General features: G+C 59.4%; 1 protein-coding gene. It reads left to right on the plus strand.

Features of this window, described 5'->3' with window-relative positions; all coding sequences use genetic code 11:
- A partial coding sequence (locus tag ACYVGO_RS18845; RefSeq protein WP_460970569.1) for a hypothetical protein occupies positions 1–741 on the plus strand: 741 nt, incomplete at both ends.

Below are 741 nucleotides of genomic sequence, written 5' to 3' on the forward strand. Positions count from 1 at the left end.
CCACCTCAGCGGCTTTTACAGCACCCACTGCCTGCACGGCCACTCCGGCTCCGGTTTGTAGTGTGAGTGCGCTGGCTACCGCTGGAGTCTGTCAAACGGCCACCAACACGTATTCCTCAAGAGTGGTCATTACCTTAGTCAATCCCACTACAGGGACACTCACCGTCACCAATGGAGCACAGACCCAAACCCTGCTGACCAGCCCTGCCACCACCAGCCTGACGGCGACCTTTGCCAACCTGCCCTCCGATGGAGCTAGCCACACCGTACTGGTGAGCCTGCCGGGTTGCTCAACCACCAGCACCACTTACACCGCCCCTGCCTCCTGCTCGGTGGCACCGGTCTGCTCCATGAGTGCCCTCGTAACGGCTAGTTCGTGCAGCACGGCCACCAACACCTATTCAGCCTTGGTGGTGGTCAACCTGGCTAATGCCCAGGCTGGTACCCTGACGGTGAACATACCGGGAGCAACCTCCGTTAGCCAGGCCGTTTCCAGCGGCAGCAGCTCATTAACGCTTACGCTTCCAGGTCTGCTTTCGGATGGAGCCAGTCATACGGCCATAGTGAGTCTACCCGGTTGCGGAACCACCACTGCGACGTTCACGGCCCCACTTTCCTGTTCCGCAGCACCTGTTTGCTCGATTAGTGCCGTAGCCACTGCTAGCCTCTGTCAAACAGCCACCAATACCTACTCGTCCAACGTGGTGATCAGCCTGACCAATCCCACCACGGGGACACTAA

Source organism: Spirosoma migulaei (assembly GCF_054776855.1).